This window comes from Maribacter aurantiacus (assembly GCF_005780245.1).
GTDB lineage: Bacteria > Bacteroidota > Bacteroidia > Flavobacteriales > Flavobacteriaceae > Maribacter > Maribacter flavus.
Map to the genome: position 1 here is coordinate 71405 of NZ_VBUK01000009.1, position 18002 is coordinate 89406.

Here is an 18002-nt window from a genome sequence, read left to right on the forward strand (position 1 = left end):
TACCGAGATGGTTATTGGCGAATTACATCTAACTTATGAAACACAATAAAAACAAACAGATGAAACAAGTAAAGAAAATTGCGGTTGCCTTAATGTTGTTCGTGGCGGCGACCAGTTTTGTAAATGCGCAGAGTAAAGTAGCTCATATAGATGTTACCCAGTTGCTTTCTGCCATGCCGGAGATGAAAGCTGCCGAGGCGGAACTAAAGAAGTTGCAGGAAACCTATGGTGCAGATATCCAGGCCTCTATGACCGAATTACGAAATAAGTACACCCAATATCAGAACGAAGCAGCTTCCAAATCAAAAGAGGAAAATGAAAAGAGGGCAGTGGAGCTTCAAGGCATGGAAAAAACGGTAGGTGAGTTCCAACAAAATGCACAACAGGAAATCCAAAAGAAACAGGCCGAATTGTTCGCCCCTATCTCTGAAAAGGCTAAAGCAGCCATAGAAAGGGTTGCCGCGGCCCAGGGTATTGATTATGTTATCGATGCACAGCCAGGTGGTGGATTGATCGTAGCTAGTGGTAAAGATTTATTGGCAGACGTTAAAAAGGAATTGGGGATTTAAGACCACCCCATAATATTTTAAAAAGCCATTCTGTACGGAATGGCTTTTTTAATTGGTCAGCTTAGATTTTATATTCTTCCACCGCAAACCGCGAATGAATTCTCCTTCTTCCGAACTTACCAAAAATGTTTCGCCCCGACTAATAGCCTGAAAATACCCTTGTAAATTGTCAAATAGGACTTTTGGTCTTTTTGATTTGAGTGCCATTTTAAGTGACGCGATAAGTGTAATCAAAAGCCCGTAACGCATGGTATACATGGCCTTTCCTTGTAACAACCTAGCTTTTCTGTTATAGGATGTTCCGGTGGGCCTGAGGTGTTTTACTTGAAGGCTCTCATCCGTAATTACTTGGAATCCGTGATATTGCGCCAATAATTCGTCAACCGTGTCCCAGCCCATGGCATTTTTAAGGCCGCCAATGGCCTCAAAACAGGTTTTGAAGTAGGACTTGAATGCGCCCCTAACATGTGTTTTGCTCATTGGGTGGTTCAAATGCCAATTTCCTTGACTGTCTTGTTCGTAGGCAAAACCGCCGGCAATACCTGCTTTTGGGTATTCGGTGAATATCTTGGAAATAGTTTGGAAATAGTGCTTCGGCAGAACGATATCGGCATCAAGTTTTACAATAAAGTCAAAATTATCATCCAACGTTTTCAATCCTTTGTTGAAGGCATTGATGACCTTGCTGCCTGGCATATGGCTTTTGTCCGATGTTGTATTCAGCAATTCGATATAAGGTACACTTTGTGCGAAGGCCTCCACAATTTCCGGGGTGCTATCGTTGGAATGGTCGTTGACGACCACAACTTTTTTAGGCGGAAGGGTCTGCAATATCACGGATTCCAAGGTCAAGGAAATACATGCTTCCTCATTATGGGCCGGTATGATTATGTAATACTTCAAGTAAAGGTTTTAACGGCTTTTTTTCCTAGTGGCGTAAACAATATAGTAACGCGGTGTAAACATTCGTAAAATAGGCCTTATACCTAGTTTTTTAACGGGATGGGTCCATTTCTTAGAATCCTGTATTTCCCAGCCTGCCTTCTCCAAAAGCCAATCGAACTGCCAATCCTCAAATTCGTGATAATGCCGGTCCCAAGGGTCGGTTTTACTTCGATAGGCTGGTGAGAACCAGAGTCGGAGTGGAATACTTGCCACCAATGTATCGGCCTTTATTTTTGAAAGCGCGTTCAAAGGAGCCAAAAGGTGTTCAAAAATTTCAAAAGCCGTCACTACCGATGCATCGGAATTGATTATCGACGAAAAATCCAGATCGAGATCTTCACCTTTCGTGTTTTCCACGGTATACCCTTCCCGCCGCATGATTTCCGAAAAAGGATTTTCCACGCCTAGGTCCAAAATGGCCTCATTGGGATCAATGTGCTTTTTCAGAAACTCCAAGGTGTATTGAAACCTTTTATTCGGAAAGGTATGTTCGTACATTTTTACAATTTATTCAACGCCCTTGTAAATAGTCGCTTGCGAATTTATTATTCCGCTTCCGCATATGCCTCTATAGGGGCACAGGTACATATTAAATTACGATCTCCATAGGCATCGTCCACTCTCCGCACCGATGGCCAGAACTTATTGTCGCCCACATAGGGCAACGGAAATGCCGCTTGTTGTCGTGTGTACGGGAAGTCCCAAGTATCGCTCGTCACCATTTGCAGGGTATGCGGGGCGTTTTTCAAAACATTGTTCGGATTGTCCGCTTGGGCTGCATCGATTTCGGTGCGAATAGAAATCATAGCATCACAAAAACGGTCCAATTCCTCCAAACTTTCACTTTCCGTGGGTTCTATCATCAAGGTGCCGGCCACCGGAAAGGAAACCGTAGGAGCGTGGAAACCATAGTCCATGAGTCTTTTCGCAATATCGGTCACCTCAATGCCATGTTGTTTAAAGGGTCTACAATCGATGATCATCTCATGGGCCGCCCTGCCTTTTTCACCGGTATAGAGGACCTCATATTTACCGCTCAACCGATGCTTGATATAATTGGCATTGAGAATGGCGATTTTGGTGGAATTCGTAAGTCCTTCCTGTCCCAACATTTTGATATATCCGTAGGAAATAAGGCATACGAGGGAACTTCCCCATGGCGCTGCGGATATTGCCGAAATTGCTTTTTCACCGCCTGTTTTTATCACAGGATTACCGGGTAAAAATGGAACCAATTGCGGGGCGACACAGATAGGGCCTACTCCCGGACCACCGCCCCCGTGGGGTATGGCGAAGGTTTTGTGCAAATTGAGATGGCAAACATCCGCACCTATGGTAGCGGGATTTGTCAATCCCACCTGTGCGTTCATATTGGCGCCGTCCATGTACACCTGACCACCGTGGTCGTGGATCAGTTTCGTAATTTTTCGTATGGAGGATTCGAACACCCCATGCGTGGAAGGATAGGTTACCATTAAGGCCGAAAGATGATCGGCATGCATTTTTACCTTTTCTTCCAAATCCGCTACGTCGATATTTCCTTTATCGTCCGTTTTGGTCACTACCACCTTCATTCCCGCCATAACGGCCGAAGCGGGATTGGTGCCATGGGCCGAAGCAGGAATCAGGCAAATATTTCGATGTCCTTCACCATTGGCCTCGTGATAGGCCCTAATGACCATTAAACCTGCATATTCACCTTGCGCACCTGAATTCGGTTGTAGGGAAGTACCGGCAAAACCGGTAATAGTTGTTAAATCTTTTGCCAATTCCTTCAATACGATTTGATATCCTTCAGCTTGCTCCACAGGCGCAAAAGGATGGATATTTGCCCAATTGGCATTGCTCAATGGCAACATTTCAGAAGCGGCGTTCAACTTCATGGTGCAGCTGCCCAAGGAAATCATACTGTGGTTCAAGGAAAGGTCCTTACGTTCCAACTTTTTGATATAGCGCATGAGTTCCGTTTCCGAATGGTAACTGTTGAACACCTTATTCTCAAGAAAGGATGTAGTCCTTTGAATATTTTGGTGAATGGCCGATTTTTCCAGTAGCTGCGAAACTTCCTTAGTTTCTTTTTGCATGGCTTCGGAGAAGATACCAATGATTTGGTTCAGGTCGTTGATGGAGGTGGCCTCGTTTACGGCGATTACCACCGTATCGGCATTCGGATATAAAAAGTTTACCTCTTCCCGCTCCGCGATGCCACGTATTTCGTTTGCATTCGCCTTTAATTGGATGGTGTCAAAATAGGCACTGTTACTTTGATAATACCCAAGTTTTTCCAAGGCATCCGTTAACGTAACCGCCGTGGTGTGTACTTTTTGCGCGATGTATTTCAAGCCTTTTGGACCGTGATAAACGGCATACATGCCCGCCATTACCGCCAAAAGCACTTGGGCGGTACAGATGTTTGACGTTGCCTTGTCCCTTTTAATATGCTGTTCCCTGGTCTGTAAGGCCATTCTCAAGGCGGGCCTATCGTCCCTGTCTTTGGTCACACCAATGATCCTTCCGGGAATGTTTCTTTTATATTCCTCCTTGGTCGCAAAAAAGGCGGCATGCGGACCACCATAACCCAGAGGAATCCCGAATCTTTGGGAGGTACCTACAACCACGTCCACCCCAAATTCACCGGGAGGGGTCAAAAGGACCAAACTAAGGATGTCCGCGGCAACCGCTATTTTGATATCCTTTTCCTTGGCTTTTAAAACGAATGCCTTATAATCATGTACCTGACCATATTTCCCAGGATATTGTAGCAAAGCACCGTAGAAGGAATCCTCAAACCCAAATTCCTCATGATTACCAAAGACCAATTCTATGCCCAGTGGATTTGCCCTGGTTTCCAATAAAGCCATTGTCTGGGGCAATACTTCCTCCGAAACAAAGAATTTTACAACCTCGTTCTTTTTCTGTTCCCTGGTCCTGACCTCAAAAAGCATGGTCATGGCCTCCGCGGCGGCGGTACTTTCATCCAGAAGGGAGGCATTTGCCAGTTCCATTCCGGTGAGATCGGAAATAACCGTTTGAAAATTCAAAAGGGCTTCCAACCGGCCTTGGGCAATTTCCGCTTGGTAGGGCGTATAGGCCGTATACCAACCCGGATTTTCCAAAATATTTCGTTTGATTACTGACGGAGTCAAGCTCTCGTGGTATCCCAAACCAATGTAGGAGCGAAATACCTTGTTCTTTTTGGAAAGTTCCTCCAAATGGGCCAAGAATTTATGTTCGCTCATTGGGGCTGCAAGATCCAATGGATTTTTTAGTCTGATATCATCGGGTATAGTTTCATATATCAGCTGATCTATACTCTCAACAGCGATCGTTTTAAGCATATGGTCCAAGTCTTCCTCTCGTATTCCAATATGGCGGGATGCAAACACGTCAGTCTTCATGATTTGAATAAATTAGTCGTGCAAAATTAGGCATTAATTACGTCAAAAAATACCCGTAGAATAGCTTCTTGGGGAAAGTTTTTAACCATAAACCAGGGTTATAAACAGTTTGGGTACATTTGTTTCATGGGGATGTTTAAGCGCCTGTTCAATTTCTATATAAATGCAAGTATCCATGTAGCTTTTGGGGTGTTTGCATTGACCCATGTTACCATAAAAACTTTTGGTTTAAAAGGGGACGATCATTTGGCCTGGTTTCTATTTTTTGGCACCATCGTGTGTTACAACTTTATAAAATACGGGGTTGAGGCCAGAAAATATATCATAGTGGCAAATCCCTATCAAAAAAACATTCAGATCGTAAGTTTTTTGGCCGCACTAATTGGGAGTTACCACGCCTATTTTCTAAAGAGGGATATTTGGTTGGGCATACTTGTTCTGGTGCTATTAACCGGACTTTATGCCATCCCCGTATTGCCAAATGCAAGAAACCTCCGAAATTTAGGGGGTCTAAAATTATTTTTGGTAGCCTTGGTCTGGGCCGGGGCAACCGTTGTCCTTCCAACCTTAGGTTCGTTGCACACTGTTACTTGGGATATTTGGGTGGAAACTGCCCAGCGGTTTTTTTTCGTTTTGGCCTTGTTAATTCCCTTTGAAATCAGGGATCTTAGGTATGATGATCCGGCACTAAGGACACTTCCGCAGCGGTTTGGTGTTTGGCGGACAAAAATGATCGGGGTGCTTTTTGTGTTGTTGTTCTACGTGTTGACCTTTTTCAAGGACGATGTGTTGGAGGTGGAAATCATCGTCAAGACGGTACTTTTCTTTGGTCTTATTGTCTTGATGTTTTTGTTCGGTAAAAATCAGGGTAGGTATTTTGCTTCTTTTTGGGTAGAGGCAATCCCTATAGCGTGGTACTTTCTTTGGGTGCTTTGCCTTTGTTGGTGCTAGCCCTGTCTTCTGATACTTTCCTTCATTTTTTCCTTTTCGGTCTCGGAAAGGGAATGAAGATTTGCCTTGCTGCAAAGGGAGGTAAGTTTGGTATTCTGCTTCGCGTAAGCAGCACAGACCTTACAATAGATAAGATGGAATTTTAATTTAAGCCGTTCCACAAAGGTAGCCTCATTGTATTGAGCCTTTGTACAAATATCCGCCGCTTTTTCACACGAAATCATGCGTTGAACCATTTTTGATTTAAACATTCCATTAAGGCCGTTCTGGCTCTATGAATCATTACCCACAGGTTAGACGGGTTTATTCCCAATTCATTACAGATTTCTTCCGTAGAAATTCCTTGGATGGTCTTCATCGTAAATACCTGTGATTGTTTTTGTGGCAACCTGTCTATACAAAGCTGAAGGGCAAGGCCCAGTTCCTCGTTTTCAATGGTGTCGCTTCCCAAATTACCGTTTGGGTCCGCTACTTTTTCTTCCAGCCAATCCCCTTCGGTCTCATCAGGGTAACCCAAACTCATGCGCACTTCGGCCTTACCCTTTTTGGAGTTGGATTTGCGGTAGTAGTCTATTACCTTCCGTTTTAGGATGGCTATTAACCATGTTCTTTCGGCGGCATCGCCCTTGTAGTTTTTTGCCGATTTCAATCCGGCCAAAAAAGTTTCGGAGACCAAATCCTTGGCGACTTCTACATCGCTCACCTTACCAATGGCATAGTTGAATAGGTAATCGGCATACTGGTCTACCCAGGAATTCGGATTTAGTTGGTTCTCTGCCATCGTTGATTCTTGTTGTAAAAGTAATAGAATTTTCCGTCTTGGTTTCACATTTTAGGTATGTCCTATTCTATATTTTCATTTAAATTGGAATTTAATGTATTTTCGAAGTACGTAAATTAAGGTATGTTGCCAGTTTAAATAATATAAAAATACCGTCATGAAGTATCCAGTAATTCTGTTGCTTTCCTTTCTTCTAAACCTGTCCTGTGCCCAAACACAAACGCCTTCCTCAAAACCTATTAACAGTATAACTGCGGATGAAATGAAAAACGTGGTCCTGTTGGATGTACGCACTCCCGAGGAGTATGCCCAGGGCCATCTTGACAATTCTTTAAACATAAACTGGTTCGATGCCGATTTTGCCCAGCAAGTGGAAGGAATCGACAAGAACGAGACCATTTATGTGTACTGTAAAGTGGGGGGTAGGAGTGCCAAGGCACAAGAGAAATTAAAATCCTTGGGATACAAAAATGTAGTGAATCTTGAGGGTGGCTATGATGCTTGGTCCCTTAAACACCCCAGATAGGATTGGATTTTATACTTCCCACCCAATTTGTTTTCATCGATTCATATATCGTTTGGAATCGGTAACGTATTAAACGATTTTGGAATTTGAAAGAACTAAAGACACCTGTATTCGCCGTATCCTTTCCAGATAATTTTGAATCGGTTCGAAGTACAAAAATAAGCATCAGGGCAGATGACCTCCTTGCCCAAAGTAATCATCAGAACCCTCTTTTTTCCCTGGCCCTTCTAAAAAGGGAGGACTTGGACAATGCTCTATTTGAGGGTACTACCTTACAGGAAAAGTTTGAAGATTCCTGTCTTTCCCGGTTCTTTAAATCCGAGAAGATACAAAGTGGAAATATCGAGTTCAAAGGTTTTGAGACCTACAACCTGCATGCCCATACAGATGCCCTCTGGATGGATTCCCATTTTAAGATCAAATATTTTTTTGCATTGATCCTTTTGGATGACGACTACTTGCTTGAGTTCAATGCAATGCATGAAAAACTTCCGGACGATTCAGTGGATGCCTGGGTGATGTCCGTTTTTGAATCCATAGAAATCCTGGGCGATACAAAGGACAGGGAGCATATTTGGAAAGAGCATCAACAGGATATGGAAAAAGAGGACCATGTTTGGGATACTGCAAAGGAAGAGCAATCATCGGAATTCAAGGAAATTTATATCCCTGAAGATGGAGAGGAGGGTATCACTATTGGGGACTTTTCGTTCGATTTTATTTTGAAAGATTGTAAAGCTGAGATTCCCGAATTTTCGAGACAGTTATATGTAACCATTAAGGCAAGAACATCGGAACCAAAAATGGCAAAATCGGCCGATTTGTTGAGCGAGTACGGTGACGACGGCGAGGTTCAAATATCCATCCCTGCCAAGGGAATCCATACTAGTGGAATACCTATCGGACAAATAGAATTTGCAGAGGGAAAAAGCAACGCGCCCTACTACTTATATACCCGCATAGAGGGTTTCAAATACGATCTTGATTTTAACGGCGTGGTGAAATTCGAGGCTGGGTGGATATTGATCGATGGTGAAATGGCCAAAACCTATCATGATAGAAAGTATCCATTGCGTATTGCCAAGAAAATCGACTTACAAGGTTTGGATTGGAGCAATTACCAATTTCAGTCCATGGAGGAAACGGAGACCGCCAATCCGGAGCTGGTACGGTTCCTGGTTTTGGAAAACCCTACGTTTACTGAAATTCCGGAAGCTGTGTTTACATTCAGGAATCTTGAGGAGCTTTCCATTTCGCTGAAATCGGGAAATTGGCGAAATGAGAAATTACCATTGACAGAGGTATCAAATCGAATAGGGGAGCTGAGGGAATTGAAGAAACTGCATATTTCGGGCGCCGAAATTCAGGCACTTCCACAAAGTCTTTCCCAATTAAAGGACTTGGAACAACTATCTATCAACAATTGTAAATTGAATTCGGTTCCCCAAGAATTGTTTCAACTGCCCAAGTTGAAATTTTTGTGGCTTGCCACAAATGAACTAAATCAAATACCGCAAATTATAGCCCTTCCTGAGCTTAGGACTCTAGACCTGAGTAACAATCTGTTAAAGACCTTGCCCGAGGCTTTGGCGGTCCAACCTAAGTTGGAAACCTTAAAATTAACGGGTAATCCTTGGGAAACTCTGCCCACAGGATTCAATGGTATCCAGAATTTGGAACTTCCTATCGGGGATAAATTACGATTGCTGGATTTTGAATATAAAGGAGCCGATGGACACGGACTGATAGCATGGGATGACAGCCAATTTTATGCATATTCGGACGCGCACCTTATTGCCAGGGTAGACAAGGTCATTGAGGAAAATAACCTGAAATCAATGGCCGATGCACTGCGAAGTACCGTTAAAAAGGCTATCGGTTTTAAGTACTTGGGAGCGGAGGATTATTCCGGGATCGGCAACCATCGTTTTGGCGGGATGCCGGACCTGCCAAGGGAAATAGAGTATCCGGAATTTTACGATGCCTACAGGAAGGAAAAGTACAAGTATGAGTTTATTGGGCAGATCAATTGTAAGGAACTGGCTCCTTTGCAGGATTACCTTCCCAAAACGGGCATGTTGTATTTCTTTTTGGAAACCGTTCACAGTATATATAATAGCTCGAACAATCCTTGTAAGGTAATTTATGTTGCGAGTAATGATGGATTGGTTTCTGGTAGGAATATGAATTTTGACCGCGACGATTATTATGAAATGATGGACGGTGCATATAAGGCCTATACCGTATCGGCTTTTCAAATGAACAGCGCACCTTCATACTATGCCCATTATGTAAATAAACACCACTTCTTGGGAAAAGCCTCCATTTTGGCGGATAACCGTGATTTTCTAGAGGAAGCTTTTGACGTATTTGAGGAACCCATAAATAAGGACAACCCGGGTTTTGAATATGCGGTCAACAATTATTCCTTTACACAACATGAGGATCCGGAGCTGCAGGCCTCGTTAAGGCTTAAGGGGAATCCGCAGGATTGGGTCATATTGTTGACGGTTACTTCTTCAGGCGATATGCAATGGGGAGATGCCGGCGAACTTTTCTTTGTCATCCACAAAAGTGATTTGGCCAAAAAGGATTTCAGCAACGTTTTTGTAACCATGGAAAGCAGTTAAACAATACAATAGGTATAGACCCCATCGGGGTTTAATTTGCTTAAACTGCCTAGCGGCTCAAATAAATCTTGTTGGCCAGATACAATTGGATGTCCTCCTCTGCCATTCCAGCTGGAAACTCATTATCGTAGGCAAATTGAATAATGGACTTTTCATCCTCCAGAAAGTCGTTTTCCAAGGCAATACTGGAGCAAAGGAAGCTTTTTTCCGTATCACATTTATCAGAATGTCCAAAGCCCAGCACATGGCCCAATTCATGTTTGAAAAGGACTCCTGCGGGGTTGGAAATCCACAATCTGGCATTGCTCAAAACCCCAACATTGTTGGAGGTCATTGCATACCCTGAATAGGTGCCTCCATCAATAATGGCGAACATATCCGGCCAAAGAGCCTCCACTTCGGAGGTTTGTCCAAAGAAGAGGTGTGCATTGGATTCGTCCAAGCTTTCTACCAAGGAAACGCTAAAGTCACTATTCTCGAAGATTTCATTGTATTCTGCCAGTGCGGCATCCACATTGTTCCGGAATTCATTGCTCAGTGTTCCGTCAAGATACAGATGAATCGGTTCGTTCCATCGGCTCGATACTTCCAGAGGAGCACCGTGGGTTGGGGCTTTCCATAGGGTGAGGTACTGAAAATAAGTGATAAATTCCTGTTCCTCCGTGGTCAATAATGCATATTCGTCAATATTGTTAATGGAAAGTTCAAAGGACTGCTCCACGATGGAATTTCCATCAAAAACGGATATAGTAAATGGTAGCCTCTGTAATTGTTCAAAATCCAATACCGTTCCGTTTGATAGGGTAATCTCGCCCGTAGTTTCGTTAATATCCAAACCACTTTGCGATTCCATGGTGAAAGTTAGTGTATCCCCATCCGCATCCGAAGCAGATACGGTCCCAATGGAAGTCCCGGCAGGGGCATGTTCGTCTATACTGTAGGATTTTAATGTAATGGTAGGTGAACTGTTCCCGTTTTCTTCTGGAGTGCCGGAAGAATCCTTGCTACAGGAAGCCAATAACAATACCGAAATAACAAAACTAAGCTTTCTCATTTGTGACCGATGGTTTGTGGTTTAGGGCCACAAAGTAGTTTCATCTTACCGCACATAAAATTTTATGTGGTCAACCGTTTTGAAAATGTTGTGTGGAGTGACTTTTTAAAAATGTTACGAATTTCTCTTCCAAAAAATGGCTATAGTAATCCGGCCCTTTCCAAGAGCGCCTCCACTTTGGGTTCCGCACCTCTAAAACGTTTGTAGAGTACCATCGGGTTTTCCGTGCCACCTTTTGACAGCACATGTTCCTTGAACCTAGAGGCCACTTCCTTATTGAATATCCCTTGTTCCTTAAAGTAGGCGAAGGCATCGGCGTCCAGGACTTCGGCCCATTTATAACTATAATACCCGGAAGAGTATCCTCCTTGAAAAATATGTGAGAACGAGGTGCTCATGCAAGTTTCGGGGGTGTCAGGATATAATTTAGTGCCCTCAAAAGCTTCGTCCTCATGTTTTTTTACATTAATAATTTGGGAAGGGTCTATGCCGTGCCATGACATATCCAACAGTCCAAAACTTAATTGTCTAAGTGTTTGCATACCTTCCTGAAACGTGGCAGATTCCTTTATTTTGGTGATGAGTTCCATGGGGATTATCTCCCCGGTTTCATAATGCTTGGCAAATAGCTCGAGGGCTTCCTGCTCATAACACCAATTTTCCATCACCTGACTAGGCAGTTCCACAAAATCCCAATACACGGACGTTCCTGAAAGGCTTGGGTATTTGGTGTCCGCCAACATGCCGTGCAGCCCGTGTCCAAATTCATGGAACAGCGTCGTCACCTCATTGAATGTAAGCAGGGAGGGCTTGCTTTTGGTCGAAGGGGTAAAATTGCACACATTGCTTATATGTGGACGCACGTTTTCACCATTTCTTTTCCATTGGGATTTAAAGGATGTCATCCATGCACCTCCGCGTTTTCCGGGTCTTGGATGGAAGTCGGCATAAAAGAGCGATATAAAATTACCGTCCCCGTCATACACCCTGTATGTTTTTACGTCCTCATGATATTTGTCGATGTCCGTTACCTCTTCAAAATTAAGGTCGAACAGTTTTTCGGCCACCTTGAAAACCCCATCGATAACATTTTCCAGTTTGAAATAGGGTTTTAGTTTTTCATCGTCCAAATCGAACAACTTTTGTTTCAGCTTTTCGGAATAATAACTGCCATCCCATTTTTCAAGTACCTCAATGCCATCCAGATTTTTGGCAAAATCCGCCAATTGCTTGAACTCCCTTTCTGCGGCGGGTTTGGCCTTTTCTAGGATTTCGTTTAGAAAATCATATACTTTTTGGGGACTTTCCGCCATACGTTCCTCGAGCACAAAATGTGCATGGGTTTTATAGCCCAACAATTGCGCCCTTTCAAAACGCAGATTGGCAATTTTGAGCACGTTTTCCTGATTGTCCAACGCGTCATTATGAAACCCTTTGCTGCCAAAGGCTATGGAAAGTTCCTTTCGCAATTCCCTATTTTTGGCATATTTCATAAATGGGATGTAACTGGGATAATCCAGGGTGACCATCCAGCCGTTATCCTTTCCCTTGGCCATTGCCAATTGTGCGGCAGCTTCCTTTTCACCTTCGGGCAGCCCATCCAAGTCTTCCTCGTCCGTAAGATATAGTTGGTATTTGTTGGTTTCGGCAAGGACATTCTCACCAAATTTTAGCGTAAGCTTGGAAAGCTCGGCATCTATCTGTCGCAATCGCTTTTTCTTATCTTCTGGTAGATTGGCCCCGTTGCGGCTGAAATTTTTATATTTTTTTTCCAACAAGGTTTTTTGTTCCACATCCAGACCTAATATGTCCTTTTTTCCGTAGACCTCTTTAATTCTTTTGAACAAGGCTTCGTTGAGGGTAATGTCATTGCTGAACTCCGAAAGCAAGGGCGAAACCTCTTGGGCGATTTTTTGGATATCATCGTTCGTCTCAGCGGAATTGAGATTGAAAAAAACACTGGAAATCCGGTCCAATTGTTGACCCGCAAATTCCAAGGCCTCAATGGTGTTTTCAAACGTTGGCTCCTCTGTGTTGCCCGTAATCGCATCTATTTCGGCCTTTGCATCCTTAATTGCCTGTAAAAAGGCGGGTTTAAAATGTTCGGTCTTTATTTTGGAAAAAGGTGCGGTGTCAAATGGTTGGAGTAGGGGATTGTTTTTTTCTGTTTGGGATTGCGACATGATGGTAAGCTATTTTTTCTTGAGTTAAGAGTTAAGAGTTTGAATAAGTTATTTTATCATTGTTCACTGTCCACTATCCACTGTTCACTTTTCATTGTTCACTTTTCACTTTTCATTGCGAACCGACTTAGCCCCCTCAATCACTTTTTGTTTCAAACCTTCTTTGTAAAAGATGATTTTATCCAGAACACACTTATCCGAACTGCCAATAATCTGGGCGGCCAAAATTCCGGCGTTTTTGGCCCCGTTCAGGGCTACGGTAGCCACAGGAACGCCTCCCGGCATTTGAAGAATGGACAAAACGGAATCCCACCCATCTATGGAGTTACTGCTTTTAACAGGCACTCCAATAACAGGTAACGGCGACATGGATGCTACCATACCCGGTAAATGTGCAGCCCCTCCGGCGCCAGCGATAATTACAGAATATCCGTTTTTATGGGCGTTTTTACTAAAGTCGAACAGTTTTTCAGGAGTTCTGTGGGCCGATACAATATCCACATCCACCTCTATGTCAAAACCTTTTAAAATGTCTATAGCATCCTGCATTACGGGTAGGTCGCTGGTGCTGCCCATTACTACGGCTACTTTACTCATAACTTATTTACTTATTACTTTGATTTTTTCCTTTACCTCCTGTGCTACATGTCTTGCTCGGGTCATATTTTCATCGACAATGGTCACATGGCCCATTTTTCTGAAAGGTCTTGTTTGTTTTTTTCCGTAAATGTGCGGTGTCACCCCTTCTAGCTTTAAAATTTCCTCCATGTTTTCGTATACCACATCGCCAGTATACCCTTCCCCACCCACTAGATTGACCATGATTCCAGCCACTTTACTTTCCGTAGCACCCAAGGGTAGGTCCAAGATACAGCGAATGTGCTGTTCAAACTGGTTGGTATAACTAGCTTCAATACTGTAATGCCCACTATTATGGGGTCTTGGGGCCACTTCGTTCACCAATATTTGATCGTCTTGGGTCTGGAACATCTCAACGGCCAATAGACCCGTCAAGCCAATTTTTTCAGCTACCTTTAAGGCAAGTTCCCTAGCCTTGGCGGCTACTTTATCGTCAATCCTGGCGGGACAGATAACATACTCAACTTGGTTCGCTTCCGGATGAAATTCCATTTCCACAACAGGGTAGGTCTTTATGTCCCCGCTGTTATTCCGCGCCACGATGACCGCCAGTTCGTTCTTAAACGGAATCATGGTTTCTGCGATGCATTCGCCTTTGGGTAGGCCTTCCAAATCAGATAGTGTCCTGACCACTTTTACCCCTTGGCCGTCATAGCCAAATTGTGCGGCCTTCCATACAAAAGGCAGTTTCAATCCACCGTTTTGGACACTGTCCTCAATTTCGCTCAAATAGGCAAAGCGCTGAAATTCAGCCGTTGGGATTTCATGGTCCACATAAAAAAGCTTTTGCTTGGCTTTGTTTTGAATGATACGCAGGGCCCTTGGTTGTGGAAACACCTTTAGCCCCTCTTTTTCCAATCGCTCCAAAGCGTCCAGATTTACATTTTCAATTTCTATGGTAAGTACATCCAGACCTTGGCCAAAATCATAGACCGTGTCGTAATCAAGTAGATCGCCTTGTACAAATTGGTTGCAGGAAATATTGCAGGGAGCTTCGGGGGAAGCGTCCAATACCTTGGTCCAAACATCCCACTTGCGGGTTTCGTAGAGCATCATTTTGCCCAATTGGCCTCCGCCAAGAATACCTAGTTTAAAATCGGAAGAAAAATAGTTCATATCGAAGGCAAAAATACGGTTAAATCTTAGAATCCTGATTCCCATTATTCAAAAACACGGGGCAAAACCCTATATTTGCCAACCTTGATAATTTTTTAAAATTGATACGCTTACACGACAAATTTTTCAAACCTTTCCTCAGCGAATTACAGATCCAAGGAGCTGTAAGGCGTATGGCGGAGGAAATTGCCGTGGACTATAAGGATGGAAACCCCATCTTTGTTGGGGTGCTCAACGGGGCCTTTATGTTCGTTTCCGATTTTCTAAAGGCGTATCCGCATCCTTGCGAAGTGTCTTTTGTAAAACTAAGTTCCTACCAAGGGCTTACCTCAACCGGGATCGTGGAAACCCTGTTAGACGTTCCCGATAATATTGAAGGCCGCAGTATCATCATTTTGGAGGATATCATCGATACCGGACGCACTTTACAAAAACTGGTGCATTTGTTCAGCAACACCAAGGTGAAGGAATTTAAGATCGCCAGTCTTTTTTATAAAGCGGAAGTCTACAATGGCGAATATGCCATAGATTATGTGGGGCTTGAAATCCCTGATAAATTCATAGTGGGCTATGGACTGGATTACAAGGAATTAGGAAGGAACCTTAAGGAAGTATACCAATTAAACCAAAAACATATGATCAATCTTGTACTCTTCGGCAAACCGGGAGCGGGCAAGGGCACACAAGCTCAATTTTTAAAGGAAAAGTATAATTTAAAGCATATTTCTACGGGAGACGTTTTCCGGTTCAACATCAAAAACGGAACGGAATTGGGAACCTTGGCCAAATCCTACATTGATAAAGGCGATTTGGTACCCGATGAAGTGACCATAAAGATGTTGGAGGAAGAAGTGGATAAGAATCCCGATGCGGACGGGTTCATTTTCGATGGATTTCCACGTACTACCGCCCAAGCGGAAGCCTTGGATAACTTTTTGGAATCCAAGGATATGAAGATAGACGCCACCATTGCCCTGGAGGCCAACGATGACATTCTTATTGAACGGTTGTTGGAAAGAGGCAAGGTCAGTGGTAGATCAGATGATCAGGATGTAAGCAAAATCAAAAATCGGTTTGAGGAATACAATTCAAAAACGGCACCCTTAAAAGAGTTTTACGAGGACCAGCATAAATTTCACAGTGTGAACGGTATCGGTTCTATAGATGAGATTACCCAACGCCTAACAGCGGTAATCGATTCCTTAAAAGCATAGTCGCACATTGTTATAATTGCCGAAGTTTAATCGGCTTAAAATCGAATAGAACCCATGGCAGAGGAGGTGATAAGGCCCAAGGATGCCTTAAAGAGCTGTTTTATTATTGGATGCGGTTCCATGCTGGCGGTCGTTCTCATAGCTTTAGCCTATTTAATATACCTCCATTACTTTTATGACCCGTTGTCATAAACCCATTGCCCGTCGTTCATGCTTAATTGCGTAGCTTTGTAGGCGATTAAAACACCATATTCAACATGACCGAAGGTAATTTCGTAGACTATGTAAAAGTGCATTTGGCTTCCGGAAACGGTGGCAAGGGATCTATGCACCTACACCGTGAGAAATATGTGGCAAAAGGAGGCCCGGATGGGGGAGACGGTGGTCGCGGCGGTCATGTAATCGTAAGGGGCAATCAAAATCTTTGGACTTTGGTCAATTTCAAGTTCAAGAAGCATTTCAAGGCAGGCCATGGCGAGCACGGGGGCAAGAGCAGAAGTACAGGGGCGGATGGTGCCGATGTTTTTCTGGACGTGCCCTTGGGAACCGTTGTCAAAAACCCGGATACGGACGAGGTGCTTTTTGAGATTACCGAACATGGTGAGGAAAAAATTGTCCTGGAAGGCGGTATGGGCGGCCTTGGAAACTGGCATTTTAAGACATCCACCAACCAAACCCCTAGGTATGCCCAGCCGGGGATTCCCGGGCAGGAGGGGTATTTTCTATTGGAATTAAAGATTTTGGCAGATGTAGGTTTGGTAGGCTTTCCAAATGCAGGAAAGTCCACACTACTTTCCGTAATAACTTCGGCAAAACCCAAAATCGCCGATTATGAGTTCACCACACTGAAGCCCAATTTGGGAATCGTGGAGTACCGTGACTTTCAGAGTTTCGTCATGGCCGATATTCCGGGAATCATAGAAGGTGCCGCGGAGGGAAAAGGTCTGGGACATTATTTCTTGCGACATATAGAACGCAATGCCACTTTGCTGTTTTTGATTCCTGCCGATAGCAAGGACATCAGTCAGGAGTATGCGATTTTATTGGATGAATTACGACGGTACAATCCGGAATTGTTGCACAAGGAGCGTTTGATCGTTATTTCCAAATGTGATATGTTGGATGCCGAATTGATGGACGAAATGAAACAGGAGCTGGATGTGGATTTCAAGGGAATTCCCTACATGTTCATCTCGTCAGTAGCGCAAATAGGCATTACGGAACTAAAGGATAAACTTTGGCAAATGCTGAATGATTAATATTTATTATTGATGAAGCGGTATTTAAAAAATATTGTTGAGTTAAATGATAATCCCAAGAGCAGATTCTTTGCCTACTTTATCCAGATTTTAATTTTAGTATCCATTATTTCTTTTTCTTTTGAGACGGTACCTGATTTGGAACCACAAACCCGTATTCTTCTCCGTGGCATTGAGGTTTTTTGTGTCACTGTCTTTACCCTGGAGTATTTGTTACGCATATACGTTGCCGATAAAAAGACCAAATTTATATTTAGTTTTTACGGTGTCATTGACTTTTTAGCAATTCTCCCTTTTTACCTTGCATTGGGCATCGATTTGCGATCTTTGAGGGCCTTGCGGTTTCTTCGCTTGTTCAGGATGCTCAAATTGATGCGCTACAATAGGGCGATTAAACACTTTACAAGGGCCATTGTCATGGCCAAGGAAGAGATTTTGCTATTTCTTTTTGTCACCCTTATTCTGATTTACTTTTCCGCTGTTGGTATCTACTATTTTGAGAACAAGGCCCAACCAGAGCATTTTTCATCGGTCTTTGATAGTCTTTGGTGGGCAATAATTACATTGACTACGGTTGGCTACGGCGATGTATATCCAATAACTGTGGGCGGTAGGATCTTTACCTTTTTTATTTTGATGATCGGTTTGGGTATTGTAGCAATTCCAACAGGAATAATTTCATCGGCGCTCACAAAAAGTGTGGACAGGAAAGAGGAGGACTGAATTTTTACTATCTT

16 protein-coding genes are annotated in these 18002 nt (G+C 43.4%); 7 read left to right on the forward strand and 9 right to left on the reverse strand.

The window, feature by feature from the left end; genetic code table 11:
* The first annotated feature begins 59 nt into the window (after positions 1-59).
* On the forward strand, positions 60-569 hold the full coding sequence (locus FEK29_RS14025) for an OmpH family outer membrane protein (RefSeq protein ID WP_125221169.1): 510 nt from the start codon (positions 60-62) through the stop codon (positions 567-569).
* A 48-nt stretch (positions 570-617) separates the two neighbouring features.
* Here the strand turns inward: FEK29_RS14025 and FEK29_RS14030 are convergent, their stop codons facing one another.
* From FEK29_RS14030 to gcvP, 3 genes are read right to left on the reverse strand one after another with little or no spacing between them, the layout of a single operon-like run.
* A complete protein-coding gene (locus FEK29_RS14030) occupies positions 618-1472 on the reverse strand; it encodes a glycosyltransferase (protein ID WP_138259071.1) in 855 nt (284 codons plus the stop codon).
* A 9-nt stretch (positions 1473-1481) separates the two neighbouring features.
* The gene (locus FEK29_RS14035) at positions 1482-2012 is read right to left on the reverse strand and encodes a class I SAM-dependent methyltransferase (protein ID WP_138259072.1); all 531 of its coding nucleotides are present in this window, start codon (positions 2010-2012) and stop codon (positions 1482-1484) included.
* Positions 2013-2059: 47 nt separating this feature from the next.
* The gene (gene gcvP, locus FEK29_RS14040; RefSeq protein ID WP_138259073.1) at positions 2060-4912 is read right to left on the reverse strand and encodes an aminomethyl-transferring glycine dehydrogenase; all 2853 of its coding nucleotides are present in this window, start codon (positions 4910-4912) and stop codon (positions 2060-2062) included.
* A 126-nt stretch (positions 4913-5038) separates the two neighbouring features.
* Here gcvP and FEK29_RS14045 point away from each other — a divergent pair, with 126 nt between their 5' ends.
* Positions 5039-5863 carry a UbiA prenyltransferase family protein gene (locus tag FEK29_RS14045; RefSeq protein ID WP_138259074.1) on the forward strand — a complete coding sequence of 275 codons (825 nt, stop codon included), beginning with the start codon at positions 5039-5041 and terminating at the stop codon, positions 5861-5863.
* Here the strand turns inward: FEK29_RS14045 and FEK29_RS14050 are convergent.
* The gene (locus tag FEK29_RS14050) at positions 5860-6087 is read right to left on the reverse strand and encodes a hypothetical protein (RefSeq protein WP_138259144.1); all 228 of its coding nucleotides are present in this window, start codon (positions 6085-6087) and stop codon (positions 5860-5862) included. The two genes, FEK29_RS14045 and FEK29_RS14050, sit on opposite strands and share 4 nt — an antisense overlap.
* Complete coding sequence (locus FEK29_RS14055; RefSeq protein WP_138259075.1) at positions 6084-6644, reverse strand: sigma-70 family RNA polymerase sigma factor; 561 nt, start codon at positions 6642-6644, stop codon at positions 6084-6086. Before FEK29_RS14055 ends, FEK29_RS14050 begins: the two co-directional genes overlap by 4 nt.
* Before the next feature lie 157 nt (positions 6645-6801).
* Here FEK29_RS14055 and FEK29_RS14060 point away from each other — a divergent pair, with 157 nt between their 5' ends.
* Together FEK29_RS14060 and FEK29_RS14065 are read left to right on the forward strand one after the other, a co-directional pair.
* Positions 6802-7170 carry a rhodanese-like domain-containing protein gene (locus FEK29_RS14060; RefSeq protein ID WP_138259076.1) on the forward strand — a complete coding sequence of 123 codons (369 nt, stop codon included), beginning with the start codon at positions 6802-6804 and terminating at the stop codon, positions 7168-7170.
* 86 nt (positions 7171-7256) lie between these two features.
* Complete coding sequence (locus FEK29_RS14065; RefSeq protein WP_138259077.1) at positions 7257-9800, forward strand: DUF1963 domain-containing protein; 2544 nt, start codon at positions 7257-7259, stop codon at positions 9798-9800.
* A gap of 49 nt (positions 9801-9849) precedes the next feature.
* Here FEK29_RS14065 and FEK29_RS14070 read toward each other — a convergent pair whose 3' ends face one another.
* The 4 genes from FEK29_RS14070 to FEK29_RS14085 all read right to left on the reverse strand — a co-directional run bounded on the left by FEK29_RS14070 (position 9850) and on the right by FEK29_RS14085 (position 14792).
* Positions 9850-10854, reverse strand: coding sequence for a hypothetical protein (locus FEK29_RS14070; RefSeq protein WP_138259078.1), 1005 nt, complete (start codon positions 10852-10854; stop codon positions 9850-9852).
* 140 nt (positions 10855-10994) lie between these two features.
* Positions 10995-13037: a M3 family metallopeptidase gene (locus FEK29_RS14075; protein WP_138259079.1), complete on the reverse strand. Its 2043-nt coding sequence runs from the start codon at positions 13035-13037 to the stop codon at positions 10995-10997.
* A 105-nt stretch (positions 13038-13142) separates the two neighbouring features.
* A complete protein-coding gene (gene purE / locus FEK29_RS14080; RefSeq protein WP_138259080.1) occupies positions 13143-13634 on the reverse strand; it encodes a 5-(carboxyamino)imidazole ribonucleotide mutase in 492 nt (163 codons plus the stop codon).
* A 3-nt stretch (positions 13635-13637) separates the two neighbouring features.
* The gene (locus FEK29_RS14085) at positions 13638-14792 is read right to left on the reverse strand and encodes a 5-(carboxyamino)imidazole ribonucleotide synthase (protein WP_138259145.1); all 1155 of its coding nucleotides are present in this window, start codon (positions 14790-14792) and stop codon (positions 13638-13640) included.
* 101 nt (positions 14793-14893) lie between these two features.
* On the opposite strand from FEK29_RS14085, the gene FEK29_RS14090 reads away from it, so the two are divergent.
* From FEK29_RS14090 to FEK29_RS14100, 3 genes are all read left to right on the forward strand, one after another.
* A complete protein-coding gene (locus tag FEK29_RS14090) occupies positions 14894-16006 on the forward strand; it encodes an adenylate kinase (protein ID WP_138259081.1) in 1113 nt (370 codons plus the stop codon).
* 257 nt (positions 16007-16263) lie between these two features.
* Positions 16264-17265, forward strand: coding sequence for a GTPase ObgE (gene obgE, locus FEK29_RS14095; protein ID WP_138259082.1), 1002 nt, complete (start codon positions 16264-16266; stop codon positions 17263-17265).
* A 12-nt stretch (positions 17266-17277) separates the two neighbouring features.
* Positions 17278-17988, forward strand: coding sequence for an ion transporter (locus tag FEK29_RS14100; protein ID WP_138259083.1), 711 nt, complete (start codon positions 17278-17280; stop codon positions 17986-17988).
* Positions 17989-18002: the final 14 nt, after the last annotated feature.